The 2,329-nt window shown below is 67.8% G+C and carries 2 protein-coding genes and 2 pseudogenes; 3 read left to right on the top strand and 1 reads right to left on the bottom strand.

Going from position 1 to position 2,329, the window contains the following annotated elements:
* The 3 genes and pseudogenes from AC08ON_RS07220 to AC08ON_RS07210 form a co-directional block, all read left to right on the top strand.
* Positions 1 to 181 (top strand): annotated as a pseudogene (locus AC08ON_RS07220) (IS30 family transposase); the annotation flags it as partial.
* 127 nt (positions 182 to 308) lie between these two features.
* Positions 309 to 683 carry a hypothetical protein gene (locus tag AC08ON_RS07215; protein ID WP_476616669.1) on the top strand — a complete coding sequence of 125 codons (375 nt, stop codon included), beginning with the start codon at positions 309 to 311 and terminating at the stop codon, positions 681 to 683.
* Positions 684 to 878: 195 nt separating this feature from the next.
* Positions 879 to 1,052 carry a DUF397 domain-containing protein gene (locus AC08ON_RS07210; protein ID WP_476611811.1) on the top strand — a complete coding sequence of 58 codons (174 nt, stop codon included), beginning with the start codon at positions 879 to 881 and terminating at the stop codon, positions 1,050 to 1,052.
* An 851-nt stretch (positions 1,053 to 1,903) separates the two neighbouring features.
* Here AC08ON_RS07210 and AC08ON_RS07205 read toward each other — a convergent pair.
* Positions 1,904 to 2,329, bottom strand: a pseudogene (locus tag AC08ON_RS07205) (hypothetical protein); the annotation flags it as partial.

The raw sequence follows: 2,329 nt of genomic DNA, 5'->3' as shown, positions 1-2,329 counted from the left end.
CGAGAACACCAAAGGGCTTCTCCGCCAGTATTTCACGAAGGGAACCGAACTGTCCTTGCATACCCAGGACGAACTCGATAAGGTAGCCGCACAGCTGAACCGAAGGCCACGCAAGACGTTGGACTGGGCGACACCCGTCGAAGTCCTCAACGATCTGCTGGCAAAGCATGTGTCGCCATGACCGCTTGATTCCGCCCTGCCTCCACCCGCAGAAGCGGTCCGGGAAACTTCACCTCGCGCCCATTTATCGAGACGCTTGTTCAGAGATGCATGGAGATGACGAAAGCATCTATTCGCCATGGGCCCACGTGACCAGACCCACGAACGAACCCGGGGCCGCCGGCCGGACGCCCGCCGAGGGCCACCAGCCCAGCCCTGACCCGTCGTCGTCCAGCGCCGTGCTGCGTTCCGAAGTCGGACAGGGCATGGTGGCCGGGGTGGGGAGGGAGCCGGTCGGAGCGGCCGTTGACGGCGCTCACTCCCCACCGCTCCCGATCCGGACGCCACATCCGGACTGGGGTGTGGTCGAGCTGGACGTGAACGGCCGAGTTGTCCGGATCATCGTCGGTGAGCCGGAGTTCCGCAGCCCTGCCGATGCCGATCTGTACGCCCGCAGCAGAGGTCTTCCTGATCACCGCGTCGCGCCGGTTGACCTCGGCAGTCGGGTGCCGCCCAGGCCCTGAGACAGAGGCTGCCCCGGCCCGTCCGTCCCGGCGCAGCTTCCCGGGATCCGAAACGGGGCCGGCCCCGTCCACAGACGGCCCGTCCAGCACCCCGCTCGCGGTCGCAGGCCGCACCGTGGGCGGGGTGGCCCTGATCACCGCGCTACGGGAGGACCCGCCGTGCGGCCCCAGCGACCCGCCCCGGATGCCGTGTCGATGTGGCGTCAGCCGTCCGTCCCCCATCCGACAGCGGTGGATGCGGTGGAGGTCGCTCGTGGCCCGCAACAGGTGCTTATCCGCTCGTCGCTCGGCCGTCCGATCGGATTCACACCGGGTGCATGGGATCGGTTCCGTGATGCCGTGAAGGCGGGCGAGTTCGACGACCTGTAGCACCACCGCCCGCAGCCGCTACGGGCCTTCGGGCCCTTCCGAGCATGCGCCGACATTCGTCCGGGCGGTAGCCATCGATACGAGGAGAGGTTCCATGCTGCTGAGTTGGTCCTCCCGCTTTAGCTTGGCCGGCGGCATCGCCGTGCTCGCCTCGCCCGAGATGAAGGTGAGCGCGTGAGCTGGGAGCACCGGTATGTCACCGGCCTCGGCCCTGTGCGGGTCGCGGTGGTTACCGACCACGACAGTTTGGTCGGCTACCTGCGGGACTTCTACCCGCTCGACGGGATCACCGACCGCGACGGCGCCGCGGGGTGGACGGATCCATGCGCGGCTGACCGAACCGGAACCAGGGATGGCGTTGACGCCGTGGCGGGTCGGCTTCCGCGCCGACCGGGACAGCCGACGGGCGGTGATCTGTTCGGCCAACCCGCGCGATCTTGCGATCACGGTCCGGAAAGCAATCCGGGAAGTGCTGTTGGACTACTGCGAGGCGCGCCGGTACACAATGCTGCACGCCTCGGCCGTGGCCGACGATCAGCGAGTCGTCATCGTGGTCGGGCACAAGGGCAGTGGGAAGACCACCCTGGCGCTGGGCGCCACGCTGAACGGCGGCTACCGGTATCTGTCCAACGACCACCTCATCCTCTACCGGACCCGGGACGGGTTGGTGGTGACGTCGTTGCCTACACCGATCCCGGTCAAGATCGACACGTACTTCGATCATGCCGAGCGGCTCGGCCGGCCCTGGGAGAACGAGGGCATCGACCTTGACGAGTTCCGGCGGATGGCCCGCCAGCGGCGCTACGGCCACGATGTCCGGTTGTTGTACACCTATCGCAGCCTCGGCCAGGTCAACCCGTTACACACAGCTCGATGGCCGTCAGGTCGTGGTGGTGCTGGCCAACTACGCCCCCGAAGGCCAGCCGGTGAACGCTCCGGTGACAGTGGCGGATCCGGTGGGGGCCTTGTGGCCGCACGTCCGGTTCGACTGGGTCTTCGATCCCGCGCTCAACACCCATCATCTGCCCCGCACCGAACGTGACCCCGGGTGTGGACGTCAACGCGGTCAGGTTGGGGTAGGAGACGAGTTTGCTGTCTCCGACCAGCAGGAACCGCCGTTCGCCGGCGATCGTGGTCAGGGCGCGTATCGCGCCGGTGACCTGACAGACCTCACCGGCACCGCCGTCGTAGGCGCGGTGGACCAGCGGGATCCCGCCGTCGCCGGTGACCGCGGGCCCGGTCTGGACCTGTTTGAGGTCGGGGCGGCGGTCCTTGGA

It is taken from the genome of Frankia sp. CoWAU3, assembly GCF_977971855.1.
This window is presented reverse-complemented; position numbering and strand designations above follow the sequence as displayed.

Bases quoted from the DNA above. Each gene is read 5' to 3' on its own strand.
- AC08ON_RS07210 (WP_476611811.1), top strand. From the start codon at position 879: ATGTGGCGTCAGCCGTCCGTCCCCCATCCGACAGCGGTGGATGCGGTG.